17 protein-coding genes are annotated in these 14,761 nt (G+C 72.0%); 1 reads left to right on the top strand and 16 read right to left on the bottom strand.

Annotated features, from left to right (window positions below; genetic code table 11):
* Nucleotides 1–268 precede the first annotated feature (268 nt).
* Entirely contained in the window at nucleotides 269–2,050 is a 1,782-nt protein-coding gene (gene ptsP, locus HNQ01_RS13695; RefSeq protein WP_173805998.1) for a phosphoenolpyruvate--protein phosphotransferase, read from the bottom strand.
* A gap of 176 nt (nucleotides 2,051–2,226) precedes the next feature.
* On the opposite strand from ptsP, the gene HNQ01_RS13690 reads away from it, so the two are divergent.
* The gene (locus HNQ01_RS13690) at nucleotides 2,227–3,084 is read left to right on the top strand and encodes a GNAT family N-acetyltransferase (RefSeq protein WP_173805997.1); all 858 of its coding nucleotides are present in this window, start codon (nucleotides 2,227–2,229) and stop codon (nucleotides 3,082–3,084) included.
* Between the two features lie 46 nt (nucleotides 3,085–3,130).
* Here HNQ01_RS13690 and HNQ01_RS13685 read toward each other — a convergent pair whose 3' ends face one another.
* The 15 genes from HNQ01_RS13685 to fliG form a co-directional block, all read right to left on the bottom strand.
* Nucleotides 3,131–3,400 carry an HPr family phosphocarrier protein gene (locus tag HNQ01_RS13685; protein WP_173805996.1) on the bottom strand — a complete coding sequence of 90 codons (270 nt, stop codon included), beginning with the start codon at nucleotides 3,398–3,400 and terminating at the stop codon, nucleotides 3,131–3,133.
* Nucleotides 3,369–3,827 carry a PTS sugar transporter subunit IIA gene (locus tag HNQ01_RS13680; protein WP_173805995.1) on the bottom strand — a complete coding sequence of 153 codons (459 nt, stop codon included), beginning with the start codon at nucleotides 3,825–3,827 and terminating at the stop codon, nucleotides 3,369–3,371. Before HNQ01_RS13680 ends, HNQ01_RS13685 begins: the two co-directional genes overlap by 32 nt.
* Before the next feature lie 92 nt (nucleotides 3,828–3,919).
* Nucleotides 3,920–4,471 (bottom strand): hypothetical protein, encoded by a 552-nt coding sequence (locus HNQ01_RS13675; RefSeq protein WP_173805994.1) that lies wholly within the window; start codon nucleotides 4,469–4,471, stop codon nucleotides 3,920–3,922.
* A 79-nt stretch (nucleotides 4,472–4,550) separates the two neighbouring features.
* Nucleotides 4,551–5,315 carry a flagellar biosynthetic protein FliR gene (gene fliR / locus HNQ01_RS13670; RefSeq protein WP_173805993.1) on the bottom strand — a complete coding sequence of 255 codons (765 nt, stop codon included), beginning with the start codon at nucleotides 5,313–5,315 and terminating at the stop codon, nucleotides 4,551–4,553.
* A 29-nt stretch (nucleotides 5,316–5,344) separates the two neighbouring features.
* Nucleotides 5,345–5,614 (bottom strand): flagellar biosynthesis protein FliQ, encoded by a 270-nt coding sequence (fliQ, locus tag HNQ01_RS13665; protein ID WP_173805992.1) that lies wholly within the window; start codon nucleotides 5,612–5,614, stop codon nucleotides 5,345–5,347.
* Nucleotides 5,615–5,627: 13 nt separating this feature from the next.
* Nucleotides 5,628–6,413, bottom strand: a complete 786-nt coding sequence (gene fliP / locus HNQ01_RS13660) for a flagellar type III secretion system pore protein FliP (RefSeq protein ID WP_173806015.1) — start codon at nucleotides 6,411–6,413, stop codon at nucleotides 5,628–5,630.
* Nucleotides 6,403–6,804 carry a flagellar biosynthetic protein FliO gene (gene fliO / locus HNQ01_RS13655; protein ID WP_173805991.1) on the bottom strand — a complete coding sequence of 134 codons (402 nt, stop codon included), beginning with the start codon at nucleotides 6,802–6,804 and terminating at the stop codon, nucleotides 6,403–6,405. The genes fliP and fliO overlap by 11 nt, the downstream gene beginning before the upstream one ends.
* A 7-nt stretch (nucleotides 6,805–6,811) precedes the next feature.
* On the bottom strand, nucleotides 6,812–7,264 hold the full coding sequence (gene fliN, locus HNQ01_RS13650; protein ID WP_286180785.1) for a flagellar motor switch protein FliN: 453 nt from the start codon (nucleotides 7,262–7,264) through the stop codon (nucleotides 6,812–6,814).
* The gene (gene fliM / locus HNQ01_RS13645; protein ID WP_173805990.1) at nucleotides 7,257–8,267 is read right to left on the bottom strand and encodes a flagellar motor switch protein FliM; all 1,011 of its coding nucleotides are present in this window, start codon (nucleotides 8,265–8,267) and stop codon (nucleotides 7,257–7,259) included. The genes fliN and fliM overlap by 8 nt, the downstream gene beginning before the upstream one ends.
* 40 nt (nucleotides 8,268–8,307) lie before the next feature.
* Nucleotides 8,308–8,916, bottom strand: a complete 609-nt coding sequence (locus tag HNQ01_RS13640; RefSeq protein WP_173805989.1) for a flagellar basal body-associated FliL family protein — start codon at nucleotides 8,914–8,916, stop codon at nucleotides 8,308–8,310.
* Between the two features lie 143 nt (nucleotides 8,917–9,059).
* Nucleotides 9,060–10,982, bottom strand: a complete 1,923-nt coding sequence (locus HNQ01_RS13635; RefSeq protein WP_173805988.1) for a flagellar hook-length control protein FliK — start codon at nucleotides 10,980–10,982, stop codon at nucleotides 9,060–9,062.
* A gap of 4 nt (nucleotides 10,983–10,986) precedes the next feature.
* Nucleotides 10,987–11,445: a flagellar export protein FliJ gene (locus HNQ01_RS13630; protein WP_173805987.1), complete on the bottom strand. Its 459-nt coding sequence runs from the start codon at nucleotides 11,443–11,445 to the stop codon at nucleotides 10,987–10,989.
* Nucleotides 11,446–11,491: 46 nt separating this feature from the next.
* Nucleotides 11,492–12,916, bottom strand: coding sequence for a flagellar protein export ATPase FliI (gene fliI / locus HNQ01_RS13625; protein ID WP_286180781.1), 1,425 nt, complete (start codon nucleotides 12,914–12,916; stop codon nucleotides 11,492–11,494).
* Nucleotides 12,913–13,776 (bottom strand): FliH/SctL family protein, encoded by an 864-nt coding sequence (locus tag HNQ01_RS13620; protein WP_173805986.1) that lies wholly within the window; start codon nucleotides 13,774–13,776, stop codon nucleotides 12,913–12,915. The genes fliI and HNQ01_RS13620 overlap by 4 nt, the downstream gene beginning before the upstream one ends.
* The gene (fliG, locus tag HNQ01_RS13615) at nucleotides 13,760–14,755 is read right to left on the bottom strand and encodes a flagellar motor switch protein FliG (protein WP_173805985.1); all 996 of its coding nucleotides are present in this window, start codon (nucleotides 14,753–14,755) and stop codon (nucleotides 13,760–13,762) included. The genes HNQ01_RS13620 and fliG overlap by 17 nt, the downstream gene beginning before the upstream one ends.
* Nucleotides 14,756–14,761: the final 6 nt, after the last annotated feature.

Below are 14,761 nucleotides of genomic sequence, written 5' to 3'. Positions count from 1 at the left end.
ATCCATGAGCGTTTAAGGTCCCAAGGACCCGGACCCAAAGATCCGAGACACTTCGCCTCTCACGCCCACGCTTATCGGCTGTTGATTTTTAAAGATCGATCGCTGCTGTCAGCGAAGACTCGAGACTTTATCGACTCTTTTTCTTTTCGTCAAGCGCTTCAGCAATCTTTTTTTGCTGCCACTTAGCGAAGAGAACTCGCTTGGTGCGAGGGACGTGAATGTAGCCGGCCTGCGCGAAAACCGCAAGCCCTTTCTGCTTCGAAGTTTCTCAGGCGACCGGAACCGGAGCCGGCTGCACGGTCCGAGCCCGACCGGCCAGCCAGGCCGCACGAGGATCGTCGCTCGTCAGCACCTGATCGGCCAGCGCCTCGAGCGCAGGGATCTCGGTGCGCAGGATGCGCTGCTTGATGCCGGGCAGCTGGCTCGGATGCATGCTGAAACTGCGCAGCCCCAGGGCCAGCAGCAGTTCGGTGAACTCCATGTCTCCGGCCATCTCGCCGCAGACACAGACCTCGCGCCCGGCAGCACGCGCGGCCCGGATCGTCGTCGAGACCAGCCCCAGCACCGCCGGATGCCAGGGATCGTAGAGATGCGCCACGCTCTCGTCGGCCCGGTCGATCGCCAGCGTGTACTGGATGAGGTCGTTGGTGCCGAGCGAGACGAAGTCGAAATGGCGCAGGAAGAGCGGCAGCATCAGCGCCGCGGCCGGCACCTCGATCATCGCGCCGATCTTCACGTCGCCGCAGGGCAGCTGCTCGCGGCGCAGCTGCGCGCGCGCGCGCTCGATCGCCTCGAAGGTGGCGCGGATCTCGCCCGGGTGGGAGATCATCGGCACGAGCAGGCGCACCGGCCCGAGTGCCGCCGCGCGCAGGATCGCCCGCAGCTGGACGGTGAACATGCCCGGATCGGCCAGGCTCCAGCGGATCGCCCGCAGTCCCATGGCCGGGTTGAGCGAGTGCTCGTGGCGCAGCTCGCTGAGCGTCATCCGGTCCAGCGGCTTGTCCGCGCCGATGTCGATGGTGCGGATCGTGACCGGCAGGCCGCGCATCGTGGTGACCGCGGCCGCATAGGCCGCGTGCTGCTCGTCCTCGTCAGGCAGGCGGCCGCCCCGGTTCATGAACAGGAACTCGCTGCGGAACAGGCCGACACCCTCGGCACCGGCCTCGAGCGCGGCCGGCGCATCCGTCGGCAGCTCGATGTTGGCCAGCAGCTCGATGCGCTGGCCGTCGAGCGAGACCGCCGGACGGTGGCGCAGCCGCGCGAGCCGGTCGCGCTCGAGCTGGCCCTGGCGCTGGCGGAAGCGGTATTCCTCGAGGATCATCGGCGACGGATCGACGATGACCAGCCCGGCGTCGCCGTCGATGATGATCCAGTCGTCCTGGCGGATGATGCGACTGGCGTCGCGCGCGCCGACCACGGCCGGGATGTCGAGACTGCGCGCGACGATGGCGGTGTGCGAGGTCCGGCCGCCGACATCGGTGACGAAGCCGCGGAACACGCCGCCCTTGAACTGCATCATGTCGGCCGGCGAGATGTCGTTGGCCACCAGCACCAGCGGCACGTCATCCGCGGCCGCGCCCAGGCTGGCGCGCACGCCCACGCTCTGCCCGCCACGCGCCAGCGTCTCGATCAGCCGCTCCGCGACCTGCTCGAGATCGGCCTTGCGCTCGCGCAGGTACTCGTCCTCCATCTCGTCGAACTGGCGCGACAGCGTCTCGAGCTGCGCGGCCACCGCCCACTCGGCGTTGTACTGGCGCTCCTCGATCCACTGGCAGGTCGCGCCGGCGAGCAGGTCGTCGTTGAGCAGCATCAGGTGCACGTCGAGCAGCGCGACCAGCTCGGCCGGCGCATCGCCCTGGACATCGAGCTTGAGCGCCTCGAACTCCCGGCAGACCTGGTCACGCGCCTTCTTCAGCCGCCGCAGCTCCGCACCGGTCTGCTCCGGCTCGATGAAGTAGTGCGCCACGTCGACGCGGCTGGACGCCACCAGCACGGCGCGACCGATGGCGACTCCCCGGGAGACCGGCAATCCGAATACCTGAACGCTCATGCATCGATGCTATCAGCGCCCTCGCCGGCGCAGCACCGGGATCGGCCCGAATCGGCGGCGAAGCGCGGAGAAGCGGGAATGCGTCCGCGCCGACCGGCCGTCATGCCCGCGTCATCGCCCGGACACGGGCCGGTCACCGCGCGGACCGAGCATCGCCCCGTCACGAGGAGCGATCGATGAGGGAACTTCCGCTGCCCACGCTGCCGCTGGCCGATCTGCCAGCCGGACGCCGCCGGGTCATCCTGCCGCCGCAGCCGGCCACGACGGCACCGGCCTCCACCGGCCTGCCCGCGCCCGACCGGCTCGGCATCGGCTGGGCCCGTCATCTCGACGAGGTCCGCGAGGCGCAGCGCCTGCGCCACCAGGTCTTCGCCGCCGAGATGGGCGCCCGGCTCTCGCCGGTGAGCGGCACGCCGGCGGGCCATGATGCCGACCTGTTCGACCCGTACTGCGAGCACCTGATCGTGCGCTGCCTGGACGAGCGCTCGCCGCAGGCGGGCGAGGTCATCGGCACCTACCGGGTGCTGACGCCGCAGGCCGCTCGCCGCGTCGGCGGCTTCTACAGCGAGACCGAGTTCGACCTGGTGCGGCTGCGCCCGCTGCGCGACCGCATGGCCGAGCTGGGCCGCTCCTGCGTGCACGAGGATCACCGCCAGGGCGGCGTGATCCTGGCGCTGTGGGGGGCGCTGGGCGCCTTCCTGGTGCGCAACGGGCTGGATTCGGTGATCGGCTGCGCCAGCATGTCGATGCGCGATGGCGGCCATGCGGCCGCGTCGCTGTGGGATCGGCTCTCGCGCACGCATCTGGCGCCGATCGAGCATCAGGTGCGCCCGCGCCTGGCGCTGCCGGTCGACGAGCTGCGCCGCGACCTGCCGGTCGAGGCGCCGCCGCTGATCAAGGGCTATCTGCGCTGCGGCGCGAAGGTGCTGGGCGCACCGGCCTGGGATCCGGACTTCCATACCGCCGACCTGCCGATGCTGCTGCAGCTGCGCGATCTGCCGGAAAAGTACCGGCGCCATTTCCTCGGGCACTGAGCCCGGGCCCGGCGCGAACGACGGCGGCAGCGGTGCCGAGGACGGCTCAGCCGCCCTCGCCGAACTTGTCGTCGATCAGCGCACGCAGCGCGTCCATCGCCTCCTGCTCGCGGCCGCCGCTGGTCTCGATCTCGATCTCGCTGCCGAGGCCGGCGGCGAGCATCATCACGCCCATGATGCTCTTGGCGTTGACGCGCCGGCCGTTGCGGCTGATGAAGACATCGCAGGGAAAGCTGCCGGCCAGCTTGGTCAGCTTGGCCGAGGCCCGCGCGTGCAGGCCGAGCCTATTGCTGATGGTGATGGTGGTCTTGATCATGGACGTTGGGTGAGAAGGCCTGGTTCTGCGGCCGGGTCGACGCGATCGGAAGCACGCCCTGCGCCCCGCCCTGCACCGCGCGCGCGAACAGCTCGTCGAGCCGCGCCCGGCCGGCGTAGTTGAGCGTCCGCCACAGCATCGGCACGTTCACGCCCGCCAGCGCCCGCACGCGCGAGCCGTCGACCAGCCGCTGGGCGATGTTCGACGGCGTCGCGCCGAACACGTCCGTCAGCACCAGGGCCTCGGGATCGTCGTCATGCTCGCCGGGCAGCAGCCGGCGCGCCTCGCCCTCGAGCAGCTCGAGCGACATGTCGGGCAGCACGTCGAGGATGCGCAGCTGCCGCGCCTCGTCGGGAAAGGTGTGTGCCGCGAGCGCCTTCAGCGCGGACGCCAGCGGGGCATGGGCGATGATCAGCAGACAGGCCATGGATGAAAAGACGACGACGGTGCCGGATTGCCTTGCTGCAGCGCAAGGGTGCCGCATCATGCCATGGGCTGTCGACGCGCAGGCCACCCCGCTCAGGGCCGCGCATGCAGCGAGCCGATGAACTCGCCGGCCCAGTCGCGCCAGCGCGACGCCGGCCCGTCACGGCGGATCGCCACCACCTGCAGCGCCTGCAGGCCGCGCGCGGCGAACAGCGCCTCGGCCTCGAGCGGCGCGCCCTCGGCGCCGCGCCCCTGCAGACGCAGGCGGCGCGAGGTCGGCTGCGGCGTCAGCGCAGCCAGCGCCGGCATCGGCCCGACCACCTCCTCGGCGCGCAGGTTGCTCGACAGGCTGCGCCGCAGCAGCATCAGCGCGTCGGCCAGCCGGTAGGGATCGCCGATGTCGAAGACGGTCACCGACCAGCCGATGCCGCCGGCCTCGCAGCTCAGCATGCGCGCGGCGACCGACTCGCCGCCGAGATCGACCCGCCGCTCGACGCGCTCGGGCCGGCACGGGAACTGGATCAGCAGGTCCTCGCCCACCGGCACGTCGCGCCAGTCGAGCGCCGGGGCACAGCCCGCCAGCGCCCCGGCCAGGAACAGCGGCAGGAGCGACGACGGAAGCGGGAAGGACACGCGGCGCGGCATGGTCGCCAAGGCTAGCGCGCGGGCGCGCGGTGACCAGCCGGGCATGTCCGGATGGGATGCCGGCAGGGTCAGGTCTGGATCAGGGCTGGAACAGCGCCAGCATGCGCTCGAGCAGCGCCACCATCGGGCGCTGCAGCAGCGGCAGCGTCAGCGTCAGCCCGAACAGGCCCACCGTCACCGTGACCGCGAAGCCGATCGAGAAGATCTGCAGCTGCTGCGCGACCCGCGAGATCACGCCCAGCACCAGGTTGACGAACAGCAGCATGGCCACCGTCGGCAGCGCGATCCACAGGCCGTAGCGGAACAGCTCCGCGCCCCAGACCTGCGGCTGCACCCGCTCCAGCAGGTCGAGCGGATGGTCGCCGACCGGAAAGGCCTGGAAGCTGGCCACCACCACCTCCGACAGCAGCAGGTGGCCGTTGACGACGACGAACAGCCAGGCGGCCATCGTGTTGAACAGCCGGGCGCTGACCGTGCCCTGGTTGTTGGTCGTCGGATCGAAGAAGCTCGCGAAGTTCAGGCCCATCTGCAGGCCGATGAGCTCGCCGGCGAACTCGATCGCCGTGAAGACGGTCTTGGCCGCGAAGCCGATGGTCACGCCGATGAAGACCTGCTGCACCACCATCGCCAGCGCCACCGGGCTGTCGAGCGGCACCACCGGCATCGGCGGCAGCGACGGCTGCACGCACAGCGCCGTCAGCAGCGCCAGCCCGACGCGCACCCGCACGGGAATCGCGCGCATCGACAGCACCGGCGCGGCGGTGAACAGGCCCAGCACCCGCAGCAGCGGCCACAGCAGCGGCACGATCCACTGCAGCAGCTGCGCCTCGCTGAAGCCGATCATCGCGCGGCGGGAAGCGGCACCGGCCGGCCTCAGCCGACCATCGCCGGGATCGACTGCAGCATGCGCTGCAGGTACTCGACCAGCGTCGTGATCATCCAGGGCCCGGCCACCAGCAGCACCAGCACGCCGGCGATGACCTTCGGCACGAAGGACAGCGTCGCCTCGTGCAGCTGCGTGGCCGCCTGCAGCACGCTGACGACCAGGCCCACGACCAGGATGACCAGCAGCATCGGCGCGGCCACCGTCAGCAGCACCGCCAGCGCCTCCTGGCCGATCGTGAAGACATGGGAGGAATCCATCGGGCCGTCCGGTTCAGGTCGCGAAGCTCGCCGCCAGCGAACCCAGCAGCAGGTTCCAGCCGTCGGCCAGCACGAAGAGCATCAGCTTGAAGGGCAGCGCCACCAGCACCGGCGACAGCATCATCATGCCCAGGCTCATCAGCACGCTGGCCACCACCATGTCGATGACCAGGAAGGGGATGAAGATCAGGAAGCCGATCTGGAAGGCCGACTTCAGCTCGCTGGTGACGAAGGCCGGCACCAGCACCCGCAGCGGCACCTGCTCGGCCTTCACCGCGGCGTCGATGCGGCCCAGCCGCATGAACAGCGCCATGTCGGACTGGCGCGTCTGCTTGAGCATGAACTGGCGCACCGGCACCTCGGCCCGGGCGGCCGCCTCCTCGAAGGTGATCTCGGTGGCGGCGTAGGGCTTGTAGGCCTCGGCGTAGACGCGGTCGAGCGTCGGCCCCATGACGAACAGCGTCAGGAACATCGACAGGCCGACGATGACCTGGTTGGGCGGCGACGACTGCGTGCCCAGCGCCTGGCGCAGCAGGCTCAGCACGATGACGATGCGGGTGAAGCCCGTCATCATCATCAGCATCGCCGGCAGGAAGGACAGCGTCGTGAGGATCAGCAGCGTCTGCACCGGCACCGAGTAGCTGCTGCCGCCGCTGCCCTGGCCGACGACGATCGGCAGGCCCGAGGGCGCCGGCGCTGCGGCGGCCAGCACCGGCAGCACCGCCGCCAGCAGCACCGCCAGCCGGCCCGGCACCGATCCGGCCCGGCGTGTCGTCCCGGCCCGCGCTTCAGTCCGCATGGTCATGTTCCCGCACCGGGCTGCGTCCGCCCTGGCGCCAGTGATCGAGCAGGCGGCGGAAGGCCGCGTCCATCGGCATCGGGCCGGCCGGCCGCGACTCGGCCGGCTCCGGGCCGGCCGGCAGCTGGTGCAGCAGCGTCACCTGCTGCGCCGTCACGCCCAGCAGCAGCCGGCAGCGCGACTCGCCCTCGCCGACCTCGACCAGCAGCAGGCGCTGCTGCGGCCCCAGCGGCGTCTGCGACAGCACGCGCATCGCCGGGGCGTTCGCCGCGGCCGCACCGGCGCCGGCCCAGCCGCTGCGACGCAGCAGCCACAGCGCCGCGGGAATCGACAGCAGCACCAGCGCCAGCCACAGCAGCGACATCAGCGACGGACCCACGGCAGCGCCCATGCCGGCCTCAGCCACCGCGCGAGAGCCGGCGCATGCGCTCGCTCGGCGTCACGATGTCGGTCAGGCGCACGCCGAACTTCTCGTTGACCACCACCACCTCGCCCTGGGCGATCAGGTAGCCGTTGACCAGCACGTCCATCGGCTCGCCGGCGACGGTGTCGAGCTCGACCACCGAGCCCTGCGCCAGGTGCAGGATGTTCTTGATCGGAATGCGGGTGCGGCCGAGCTCGACGGTGAGCTGGACCGGGATGTCCAGGATCAGGTTGAGGTCCTTGCCGCCGGCGGCGGCCGCCGCCGAGCCGCCCCGCGAGCCGCTGTCGAAGTCGGCGAACGGGGCCGGCGTGCCGAAGCCCGCATCGGCCAGACCGGACGGCTTCTCGTCGAGCGCAGCCGCCCATTCGGCGGCCATCGCGTCCTGGTCGGACAGGTCCGAGAGGTCGACCGACGGATTGTCAGGCATTGTGATCTCCTATCCAGCTGACCTGCTGATTGGTCAGCACACGCTCGATGCGGATGGCGTAGTGGCCGTTGGACGTGCCGTAGCTGGCTTCCAGCACCGGCACGCCGTCGACGTGGGCCTGGATCATCTTGCCCAGGTCCAGCTCGATGAAATCGCCGACCTTCATGGCCAGCAGCTGCTCGACGGTGGCCGGCGCCTTGGCCAGCTCGGCGACCAGCTGCACCTCGGCCGACTGGATCTGGTCGGACAGCAGGCTGATCCAGCGCTTGTCGGCGCCGGGCGCCTCGCCCTGGTTGTTGCTGCGCAGCACGTCGCGGATCGGCTCGACGTTGGCGTACGGAATGCAGACGCGCACCGAGCCGACCGACTCGCCGATCTCGATGGTGAACACCGTCGAGACCACGACGTCGCCGGCCGCGGCGATGTTGACGAACTGCGGCTGCATCTCCGAGCGCTGGTAGGTCAGGTCCAGCGGGTAGATGCCCTGCCAGGCCTTGTTGTACTCGCGCAGCAGGATCTCGACGATGCGCATGATGACGCGCTGCTCGGTGCCGGAGAACTCCCGGCCCTCGATGCGCGCCGGGAACTTGCCCACGCCGCCGAACAGCGCGTCGATGAAGGCGAAGATCAGCGTGGGGTCGCAGACGAACAGCGCCGAGCCGCGCAGCGGCCGCATCGAGACGACGTTGAAGTTCGTCGGCACCATCGTCTCGCGCAGGAAGGCGCTGTACTTCTGCACCTTCACCTCGCCGACGGAGATCTCCAGGTTGCGCTGCGCGAACTCGGTCAGCGCCGGCATGACGTTGCGGGAGAAGCGCTCGTTGATCACCTCGAGCATCGGCATGCGTCCGCGGACGATGCGATCCTCGCTGGCGAGGTTGTACTCGCGCACCGTGCCCTTGGGCGGCCGCGCGCTCTCGGCCGTCTCGGTCGAGGGCAGATCGCCGGTCATGCCCTGCAGGAGGGCGTCGACCTCGTCCTGCGACAGGTTCTGCTGGCTCATGGGGTGCTCGCTGCGAGACGGGACGCGGGGAGGCGTCCGCTCACTGGACGATGAAGCTCGAGAAATTGACCTGCAGAACGGGGTTGTAGACCGGGGCGCGCTTCTTTTTCTTCTTGGCGCCGTCCTCGTCGCTGTCGTCGTCGATGTTGATGCCCAGCGGACGCACCACCTCGCGCGCGATCTCGGCGGCGAGCTGCTCCTTGCCGTCGCGGCCCTGCAGCTCGGCGGCGGTCTTGTGCGACAGGATCATCAGCACCGCGTTGCGGATCGCGGGCATGTAGGCCTTCATCTCCTCGGCGAACTTCGCGTCCTCGACCTCGAGCGTGATGCCGATCTGCGCATAGCGGTCGGCATCGCGGTCGGCGAGGTTGACGACGAAGGGCTCGAGCGGCAGGTAGGCCGGCGGCGCCGCATGCGCGTCGCGCTTGGCCGGCTTGTGCGGGCGGGCGTCGGCCTTGGCATGGCCGTCCTCGCCGCCGTCCTCCGCCGCGGCCGCGGCTTCCGCCTCGGCGGCCTTCTTCTTCCAGATCACGAAGCCCGCGCCGCCCCCACCGAGCAGCAGGACCGCCACGACGCCGATGATGATGAAGAGCTTCTTCGAACCTTTCTTGGGTGCGGTCTGTTCCGCGCCCGCCGCCGCAGCCGACATGTCCTTCTCCTGCTAGTGGCCCCTCGCGCAGGCGAGGAGTCCGGATGAGGACGATTATTGGAAGGGGGGCCGGACGCCGAAGATCGGAAAAGCGCAGCAAAACCGGCGATTGAGGGGGGCGGCCCCAGCCGGCCGCCCGTGCATCAGGCGAACAGGTCGAGCCCGTCCGCGCGCCCCGGACGGCGCTGGAGCGGCTCGCCGCGGACCGGCGCGGAGCGGGCAGCCCCCTCGCCGGAGAAGCCCTCGACGGAGAAGCGCGGCGTGCCGGAGGAGCCGTCGCGCGGCGTCGGCGCCTCGCGCTGGCGGCCGTCGTTCTGGCCGGTGAAGCCGCCGCCGGAGGCCGAGCCGCCGAAGCTGCCCTGCCCGGCCTGGTCGCCGACCGAGCTGCGGCCCAGCGACAGGCCGTCGTCGCGCAGCGCGTCGGCCAGCGCCGGCAGCGACTGCTCGAGCTGGTGGCGCGTGGCCTCGTGGGTCGCGCCGAAATCGACCGACGCGACCTGGCCCTCGATCTCGATGCGCACCGACACCGGCCCCATCTCGGCCGGGTTGAGATGCAGCACGACCTCGCGCACGCCCTCGCGCGACTGGCTGACGTGCTGCGCGACATGCGCGACGACCTCGTCGGTGAACTGCGGCTGACCGAACGGCGTCTCGACGCGGGACGCGGCCACCGGCGTCGCGGCCGCGGCCTGCGGCGGCGCCGCCAGGCCGGCCGTGGCCAGCGCGGCGGCGAATCCGCCCTCGACCGCCTCGGAGCGCTCCTGCGCCCGCTCCTCTTCGCGACCGGACAGCGCCGACGCGCGCACGGCAGCCCGCTCCGCGAAGGCCTCGAGGGCCTCGGGGCCGGAGCGCGCAGGTTCGGCGATCCCGGCCGCGCCCGTCGGGCCGGTCGCGCCGGCCGAAGCGGTCGGCGCCGGCATCATCCAGGACGCCAGCGCCCGGTCGCCGGCGGCGGACAGGCCGCCCGCCGGATCCGTCCGTTCGATCGCCCGCTCCGGACGTTCGCCGGCGCGATCCGGCCCGGCCCCGTGCCCCGACAGCCGCTCGGCCCGGTCCGCCGCGAGCACGGCCTTCGTCTCGCCCTCCGGGACCGGAACGCCGGACGCCGCCGCCGCGATCGCGGCACGGGCCGTCTCCGCGGCGGACGGCGGCGACGGCAGCCGCGAGGGCGCGGGGCCCGGCGCGGCGGTCGCCGCCGTGGCGGCACGACCGGACAGGCCCTGCGGCCGCCAGCCGGCGGAGGCCTCCGCCCAGGGCGGCAACGCCGAAGACCGAGCCGCGGCGGCCGGGGCCGCCCCCTCCGGGTCGACCTCGGTGCCGGTGCCCGCGTCCGGCGGCGCCGTCCGCGACACGAAGGAGCCCTCCGGCGGCAGCTCCGCCCCGCCCGTCCCGGCCGCCCCATCCACACCATCCGGCGCGCCGGACACCGGCGGCACGGCCGGATCCGTCCCCGGCATCGGGGGCACCGGATCCTGCGGCAGGGCGCGGTCCTCGGGCGGCATCGCCCAGGCCGCGCCGGCCTGCGGCGGCAGGGCCTCGAGGGCGGCACCCTGCCCGGCCGAATCCCCGCCGCGATCCCCGCCGCGATCCCCCTGCGCCGCGGGCGCCGACGGACGCGGCGCCATCACCAGCGCCATCTGGGCCAGCAGCACAGGATCGATCACGGCCGGCAGCGCGGCAGCCTCGTCCTGCCACGGCAGCTCGTCGCCGACGCCGGCCTCGGGCGGCAGCGCGTCCTGCGCACCGTCCGGGCCGTCGAGGCCGTCCGCGACGACCCTCGCGCCGGCCTCGAGCCCGGAAGCCTCGCGACCGGCCGCGGCCAGCGCAGCCGCCCGCAGGCGCAGCGCCATCGGCAGGCCCGGCACCTCGGCCGATCCCTGGCCGACGCCCGGACCCGGCAGTCCCGCGCCCGCGGCCTCCTCGCCCCGGGCCATCGAGGCGCCCAGCAGGCTCGAGAAGGCGCCCGCACCGCCCGTGTCGGCGCCTTCGCCGTCGCGAGAGGAACGGGAGGCGGCGTGGCCGCCGCGGACCGCAGCGGCGGTCAGGCTCAGCAGGGATGCATCCATCGTGTCATCCGCCGTGTCCGGCGGCCTCGTGAAGTCGGTTCCAGGCCATGCGCGAGGCCCGCTCGTCGATCTGGCGCTGCTCCTGGCGGTTCTGGTGCAGCCGTGCGGCATCGGTGCGCCGCTGGATCAGCTTGTTGATCGCGGCGACGCGGCGCTCGGCCTCGAGCGTCTCGGACTGGCGCCGCGACAGCGTCTGGCGCGCCCGGTCGACCTGCTCCGACTGCATCGTCACCGCCTGGTGCAGCCGGTCGGTGAAGGCGTGATGGCACTGCACCAGCGGCATCGCGACCGACTGCCGCATCGCCGTGCTCCAGCGCGACTGGTGCTCGCGGCTGTAGGTGGCGAGCTGGTCATGCTGGCGCATCGCGGCATCGAGCGCCGCGTCGGCGCGACGCTGCTGGGCCAGCGCAGCGTCGCGCTGGCGTTCGGCATGTTCGAGCAGGGTGACGAGGGACTGGGTCATCGGTGTCGGTGCAGTCGGTGTGCGTGGATCGGTGGAGACGCCGCGCTCAGACCCTCGTGATCTGGCGCAGCATCGCGACGCTGTCGCGCAGCGTCGAGCGGGCGTGGGTGTCCTGCTGCAACAGCGCCATCATCGCGGGCTGCGACTTGACGGCGGCATCGAGCTCGGCATCGTGGCCGGGCATGTAGGCGCCGAGCTGGATCAGGTCGCGCGCCTTGCTGAGCTTGGACAGCAGCTTGCGCATCTGGCGCGACGCGGCGACGTGCTCGCGCGGCACGACGTTGTTCATCACCCGCGAGATCGAGCGCTCGATGTCGATGGCCGGATAGTGGCCCGACTCGGCCAGCTCGCGCGACAGCACGATGTGGCCGTCGAGGATGCCGCGCGCGGCATCGGCGATCGGATCCTGCTGGTCGTCGCCCTCGCTCAGCACGGTGTAGAAGGCGGTGATCGAACCCTGGCCGGGCCGGCCGTTGCCGCTGCGTTCGACCAGCTGCGGCAGCTTGGCGAAGCAGCTCGGCGGGTAGCCCTTGGTGGCCGGCGGCTCGCCGATGGCCAGCGCGATCTCGCGCTGCGCCATCGCGTAGCGGGTCAGCGAATCCATCAGCAGCAGCACGTCCAGGCCCTGGTCGCGGAAATGCTCGGCCACCGCGGTGGCGTAGGCCGCGCCCTGCAGCCGGCTCAGCGGCGGTGCGTCCGCCGGTGCGGCCACCACCACCGAGCGGGCGCGTCCGTCCTCGCCCAGGATGTCCTCGATGAATTCCTTGACCTCGCGCCCGCGCTCGCCGATCAGGCCGACGACGATGACGTCGGCCGCGGTGTAGCGCGCCATCATGCCCAGCAGCACCGACTTGCCCACGCCGGTGCCGGCGAACAGGCCGATGCGCTGGCCCTTGCCGACGGTGAGCATCGCGTTGATCGAGCGCACGCCGGTGTCCAGCGGCGTGCGCACCGGGTCGCGGTCCATCGCGTTGATCGGCCGACGCACCAGCGGCATCGGCTGTACGCCGGAGAGCGGCCCGCCGCCGTCCATCGGCCGCCCGCCCGCGTCCACCACCCGGCCGAGCAGGCCGTTGCCGATCGGCAGATGGCAGGAGCGGTCCTCGGTGCGGCGCCACATGTGGCGGCTCTCGCCGAGCTCCAGCGGCGGCACCGGCACCTCCATCGGCACCACCCGCGCGCCGCTGGCCAGGCCATGGATCTCGCCGGCCGGCATCAGGAAGGCGCGGTCACCGGTGAAGCCCACCACCTCGGCCTGCACCGGCGGCTGGCCCGGCATCAGCACCTCGCACAGCGAGCCCACCGGCACATGGATGCCGACGACCTCCAGCACCAGGCCCGTCACCCGCACCAGCGTGCCCTGCACCAGCAGCGGCACCTCCTGGCTCGCACGCTCGTGCAGCTCGTCGAGAAAGCGCATCCAGGAATCCGGCAGGCCGGCGGCGCCGGCCGCCTCGTGCGGCGCGTTCATGGCTGCAGCCCGTCCCCGAGCCCCGGCTCGGACAGCGACAGCGGCCCCAGCGCCGCCAGCGCGCGCACCCAGCGTGTCGACACGCGCGCATCGACCACGCCCAGGTCCGACTCGACCAGGCAGCCGCCGCGCTCGACATGCGCATCGGGCACCAGCCGCACCTTGCGCGCGGCGAAGGTGTCGGCGCAGCCCTGCTCGACCGCGGCCAGGTCGGCCGGGTGCAGCCGCACGGTGATGTGGCGCGCCGACAGCAGCACCTCGTCGAGCGCCTCCTGCGTGACCCGCACCGCCATCGCCGCAGGCGTCTGCAGCTCGGTGCGCACCACCTGGCGGGCCACCTGCAGCGCGACGCCGGCGACACGGCGCGCCAGCGCCTGCTCCAGCCGGTCGAGCTGGCGCTGGAACTGCTCCAGCGCGGCGGCGACCGGCACGCCGATCTCGGCCTGCTGACGGCGGCGGAAGTCCTCGAGGGCCTGCAGGCCATCCTCGCGGCCGGCCTGCAGCCCCTCCTCGCGACCGACCGCGCGGCCCTGCTCGAGCGCCTCGTCGACCAGATGGCGCGCGCGCAGCTGCTCGGCCTGGCGGGTCTCTTGGATCGCGCGCAGCACCTCGGGCGGCGGCGCCGGCGGATCGGCCGGGGCGTCCTTGCCGTCGGGACGGCGTGCCGCGCGGTGCGCCGCAGGCGCGTCGAGCCGGCCGGGACGCCAGCGCTCGACCTCGCCGAGCTCCTCGCGCGGGATGAAGCGGGTGTAGGACGGCGGCACCGCCGAGGGCAGCGCCTTCAGGTCGATCGGCGCGAAGCCGGCCTCGCGGGCCTGGCGCTGCACGCGCTCGGCGAAGGACTCAGAGGAACTGGCCATCGCTGCCTCCGCCCAGCATCAGCTGGCCTTCGTCCGACAGGCGGCGGGCGATCTGCAGGATCTCCTTCTGCTCCGCCTCGACCTCGGCGACGCGCACCGGGCCGCGCGAGGCCAGATCCTCGCGCAGCATCTCGGCGGCGCGGCTGGACATGTTGCGGAAGATCTTCTCGCGCAGATCGTCGGTGGCGCCCTTGAGCGCGACCAGCAGCGACTCGCTCTGCACTTCCTTCAGCAGCGCCTGGATGCCGCGGTCGTCGACGCGCATCAGGTCGTCGAAGGTGAACATGCTGTCGGTGATCTTCTGCGCCAGCTCGGCGTCGGTCTCGCGGATGTAGTCCAGCACCGAGCCCTCGATCGCCGAGCCCAGCAGGTTGAGCACCTCGGCCGCGCTCTTGACGCCGCCCATGTTGGCCTTGCGCATGCGGTCGCCGCCGGCGAGCACCTTCGACAGCACCTCGCTGAGCTCCTTCAGCGCGGCCGGCTGCACGCCGTCGAGCGTGGCCAGGCGGATCATCACCTCGTTGCGATGCCCCTCGGGGAAGCGGCGCAGCACCTCGCTGACCTGCTCGGGCTCCAGGTGCACCAGGATCACCGCGACGATCTGCGGGTGCTCGCGGCGCAGCAGGTCGGCCACCGCGGCCGGATCCATCCACTTCAGGTTGTCGATGCCGGGCGCGTCGTTGACGCGCACGATGCGGTCGAGCAGCAGATTGGCCTTGTCGTCGCCGAGCGCGCGCCGCATCACCTTGCGCACGTACTCGTCGGTGTCGAGCTCGAGGAGTCCGGCGTCGTGCACCTGCTCCTCGAAGCGCAGCAGCACCTTCTCGTAGCGGTCGCGCTGGATCGTCTTCGTGCGCGCCATCTTCTCGCCCAGCTTCTGCGCCTCCTTGGGCGTCAGGTGGCGGAAGACCTCCGCGGCCTCCTCCTCGCCCATCGAGATCAGCAGGATCGCCGCATCCTCGAGTCCCTGGTCGTCCATCGCTCG

This window comes from Sphaerotilus uruguayifluvii (genome assembly GCF_013294065.1).
Classification (GTDB): Bacteria; Pseudomonadota; Gammaproteobacteria; order Burkholderiales; family Burkholderiaceae_C; genus Sphaerotilus; species Sphaerotilus uruguayifluvii.
This window is presented reverse-complemented; position numbering and strand designations above follow the sequence as displayed.

Coding starts and splice junctions, on each gene's coding strand:
- ptsP (WP_173805998.1), bottom strand. CDS start 2,050: ATGAGCGTTCAGGTATTCGGATTGCCGGTCTCCCGGGGAGTCGCCATC.
- HNQ01_RS13690 (WP_173805997.1), top strand. CDS start 2,227: ATGAGGGAACTTCCGCTGCCCACGCTGCCGCTGGCCGATCTGCCAGCC.
- HNQ01_RS13685 (WP_173805996.1), bottom strand. CDS start 3,400: ATGATCAAGACCACCATCACCATCAGCAATAGGCTCGGCCTGCACGCG.
- HNQ01_RS13680 (WP_173805995.1), bottom strand. CDS start 3,827: ATGGCCTGTCTGCTGATCATCGCCCATGCCCCGCTGGCGTCCGCGCTG.
- HNQ01_RS13675 (WP_173805994.1), bottom strand. CDS start 4,471: ATGCCGCGCCGCGTGTCCTTCCCGCTTCCGTCGTCGCTCCTGCCGCTG.
- fliR (WP_173805993.1), bottom strand. CDS start 5,315: ATGATCGGCTTCAGCGAGGCGCAGCTGCTGCAGTGGATCGTGCCGCTG.
- fliQ (WP_173805992.1), bottom strand. CDS start 5,614: ATGGATTCCTCCCATGTCTTCACGATCGGCCAGGAGGCGCTGGCGGTG.
- fliP (WP_173806015.1), bottom strand. CDS start 6,413: ATGCGGACTGAAGCGCGGGCCGGGACGACACGCCGGGCCGGATCGGTG.
- fliO (WP_173805991.1), bottom strand. CDS start 6,804: ATGGGCGCTGCCGTGGGTCCGTCGCTGATGTCGCTGCTGTGGCTGGCG.
- fliN (WP_286180785.1), bottom strand. CDS start 7,264: ATGCCTGACAATCCGTCGGTCGACCTCTCGGACCTGTCCGACCAGGAC.
- fliM (WP_173805990.1), bottom strand. CDS start 8,267: ATGAGCCAGCAGAACCTGTCGCAGGACGAGGTCGACGCCCTCCTGCAG.
- HNQ01_RS13640 (WP_173805989.1), bottom strand. CDS start 8,916: ATGTCGGCTGCGGCGGCGGGCGCGGAACAGACCGCACCCAAGAAAGGT.
- HNQ01_RS13635 (WP_173805988.1), bottom strand. CDS start 10,982: ATGGATGCATCCCTGCTGAGCCTGACCGCCGCTGCGGTCCGCGGCGGC.
- HNQ01_RS13630 (WP_173805987.1), bottom strand. CDS start 11,445: ATGACCCAGTCCCTCGTCACCCTGCTCGAACATGCCGAACGCCAGCGC.
- fliI (WP_286180781.1), bottom strand. CDS start 12,916: ATGAACGCGCCGCACGAGGCGGCCGGCGCCGCCGGCCTGCCGGATTCC.
- HNQ01_RS13620 (WP_173805986.1), bottom strand. CDS start 13,776: ATGGCCAGTTCCTCTGAGTCCTTCGCCGAGCGCGTGCAGCGCCAGGCC.
- fliG (WP_173805985.1), bottom strand. CDS start 14,755: ATGGACGACCAGGGACTCGAGGATGCGGCGATCCTGCTGATCTCGATG.